Here is a 2,791-nt window from a genome sequence, read left to right as displayed (position 1 = left end):
GGCCACAGCACCGAAGGCAGCAAGTGGCGCCAGCTTCAGGACCATGCCGACCATGCCCTGCAACACCTGTTGCGTCGCTTCGATGAGCTCCAGCAGRCTGCGGCCGCGTTCACCCGCGCGCGTCAGTGCAATGCCCGACAGGAGCGCCAGCAGCAGGATCTGCAGGTTGTTGTTGCCGGTGAAGGCGCTGGCAAATGTCGGGGGGATGATGTTGAGCAAAAAGTCGGTCGTACTTTCCGTGGCCGGCGCAGGTGCAACGCGCTGTGCGATGTCAGCCGTAAAACCCGGCGCGAAACCCTTCCCGGGCGCCAGCTGCAAGGCGCCCAGCATGCCCGCCAGCAGCGAGATCAAGGTCATGGCCTCGAAGTAGATGATGGCCTTGATGCCCACCTGCGTGGCCTGCAGCCGGTTGCGCATGCTGGCGATACCGGACACCACCAGGCAAAAGATCAGCACGCCGATCAGCATGCCGATCAGGCGCAGAAAGCCGTCGCTTAGGGGCTTCATCAGCGCGCCGGCTGAGGGGAAAAAATTCCCCAACAGCATGCCGGCGGCAAAGGCGAGAGCCATCTGTGCAATGGGATGGCAAAGTATTTTTCTAATTCTGATCATCTATCGCCCAGTCTACGGGCGGCTTGGCTACCGTAGCCCGGGAGCCGCGCCATACGGTTGTTTTTTGCGGATGGACGGCGCGTGTAAAGACGCGAAGGCGTCACGCGCCGTCGAGGGCATATGCATAAAATCCGGAAATAAGACCTCCAATACCTAAAAAAGATGGGCCGACGCCATGGAGCTGAGACACCTGCGCTATTTCCTGATGGTTGCCGAGGAGCAGCATTTCACGCGTGCCGCCGAGCGCTTGAACATGCAGCAGCCGCCCTTGAGCCACCAGATCCGGCTGCTGGAGGAAGAGCTGGGTTTCGAATTGTTCCGCCGCCACCCCAAGGGCGCTGCGCTGACGGCCGGGGGCGCCGTATTTGTGCAGGAAGCCCAGGCCATCCTGCGCAGTGTTGAGCAGGCATCGGCGCGCGCGGCGCGCGCCGCACAGGGCTTTGAAGGCACGCTGGCCATCGGCTTTACCAGTTCGGCCGCTGCCCATCCCCTTATTCCGGGGATTATCCGGGCCTACCGCAGCGCTTATCCCGGTGTGCATCTGGATTTGAGGGAAGCCAATGCGGCCGAGCTGACCGAGGGCATAGACAGGGGCAAGGTCAATGTCGCGATTTTGCGCACGCCCGTAAGCCATCCGCGTGGCGTGAGCTTTTTTTCCTTGCTCGAAGAGGAGATGCTGCTGATTCTGCCGGTGGGTCACGCGCTGGTGGCGGGCGCCGCCAAGGGCAAGATGCCGGCCATTGATCTGAAATCCCTGGCTGATGAGCAGTTCATTCTAGTGCGCAGACACGGCGCACCGGGCATGTATTCGGATCTGATCGAAGCCTGTGAACAGGCGGGCTTCACGCTCAGGATCGCCTTGGAGGTGGAGCGCATGCTGACCAATATCAGCCTGGTCGCGGCGGGCGCGGGCGTTTCCGTGGTTCCCGCATCCATGAAGGATTTTCACCGTGAGAGCGTGGTGTACTGCCGTATCACCAATGCCAGGCCCGCGCTGGTGGCACCTATCACGCTGGTGAGCCGGGAAGACAGTAATTCGCCGGCCGAAAAGAATTTCCTGGATCTGGCCAAAATTTTTGCGCGGCAGCACAAAGCCTGAGTGCGCGCGGGTGCATGGACACCAAACACCTCGGCCCCCAGGMGGGCTCAGTACAAAACGAGTCGGCGAGTTTGCTTGAGGCCTGGTCCAATCCGTTGAATCCCGGCTTCGAGCCGTTGCCCTGCATCATGGGCGCCAGAAACAACGACAGCGGCAGTCCGGGCGCCTTCAGCGGGTGCGGCATGATGCAACAATCCGTGATTCGGCCCGCGCAGGGAAGATCGGTTGGGCAGGTGTCACGGGGAACGTTCTGGCCGCGATTGAGTCCCAAGTCTCGTAATCAATTAAATTTCAGGCAGGAGTAACCGTGAGGGCATTTAAATTAGTTTCCGGTCTTGTTGTCGCGGTGCTGTGTGCCGCCGGCTGCGCGTTGACAGCGATAAAGCCCGGCATGACCCGCGAGAACGTCATCGCGCTTCGCGGAACGCCGTCCCGGGTGGTGCCGCTGGATGCGGGAACCCGGCTGCAGTATTCGGGCCAGCCGCTTGGTCAGTTCGCCACGATGGTAGATCTGGATGCCGCCGGCAGGGTCATCAGCGTCCGCGAGGTCCTGACGCCAGCAGAGTTTTCAAGAATCCAGCCGGGCAAGTGGATGCGCTCGGATATGGAACGCGAATTTGGCCGGCCAGCAAAGATTGACCGTGTAGCGTCATGGTCCGGCGACATCATGACTTACCGCTGGCGAGACAGTGATCAGCCCATGTTTTTCTGGGCTTATCTGGACGGCAACAACGTGGTGCAACGCATCGGGCAGGGCATGGAATTTCCCATGCGAGTCAATGATCGTTAAAAGGCGTATTGCACGCTAGTCGGGTGTTGCGGAGCGGCCGATATCCGGCCACCGGTGATGCAGATACACCCAGGCAACCAACCCGATGCACATCATCCCGAGCGAGACTGCCGCCAATGCCCGGGTGGAGTGCATTGTGAGCGGGGCGATGACACCGGCAACAATGCCGTTGGCGGTTGAGCCCACGAAGGCCTGAAGGGAAGAAGCCATGCCGCGCCGTTCAGGATAAAGGTCCAGCACCAGCAGCGTGACAACCGGCACCATCAGTGCCCAGCCGAATGCAAACACTG

The 2,791-nt window shown here is 60.9% G+C and carries 3 protein-coding genes and 1 pseudogene; 2 read left to right on the top strand and 2 right to left on the bottom strand.

What is annotated here, in order from left to right; translation table 11 throughout:
* Positions 1 to 570, bottom strand: a 570-nt coding sequence (locus AC1D1P_RS19920; RefSeq protein ID WP_477674161.1) for a cation:dicarboxylate symporter family transporter, incomplete at its 3' end; no start/stop codon positions are given.
* 217 nt (positions 571 to 787) lie between these two features.
* Here AC1D1P_RS19920 and AC1D1P_RS19915 point away from each other — a divergent pair.
* Both AC1D1P_RS19915 and AC1D1P_RS19910 read left to right on the top strand, forming a co-directional pair.
* A complete protein-coding gene (locus AC1D1P_RS19915) occupies positions 788 to 1,711 on the top strand; it encodes a LysR substrate-binding domain-containing protein (protein WP_477668835.1) in 924 nt (307 codons plus the stop codon).
* A gap of 307 nt (positions 1,712 to 2,018) precedes the next feature.
* Entirely contained in the window at positions 2,019 to 2,501 is a 483-nt protein-coding gene (locus AC1D1P_RS19910; RefSeq protein ID WP_477668834.1) for a hypothetical protein, read from the top strand.
* Between the two features lie 15 nt (positions 2,502 to 2,516).
* On the opposite strand, the pseudogene AC1D1P_RS19905 reads toward AC1D1P_RS19910, so the two are convergent.
* A pseudogene (locus tag AC1D1P_RS19905) lies at positions 2,517 to 2,791 on the bottom strand (Bcr/CflA family drug resistance efflux transporter); the annotation flags it as partial.

The organism is Polaromonas sp. P1_E1_2 (assembly GCF_056406035.1).
Note: the sequence above shows the minus strand (reverse complement) of the source record. Positions and strands in the feature narration are given on the sequence as shown.

Excerpts from the sequence above, each read along its gene's own strand:
- AC1D1P_RS19915 (WP_477668835.1), top strand. The coding sequence starts at position 788 with ATGGAGCTGAGACACCTGCGCTATTTCCTGATGGTTGCCGAGGAGCAG.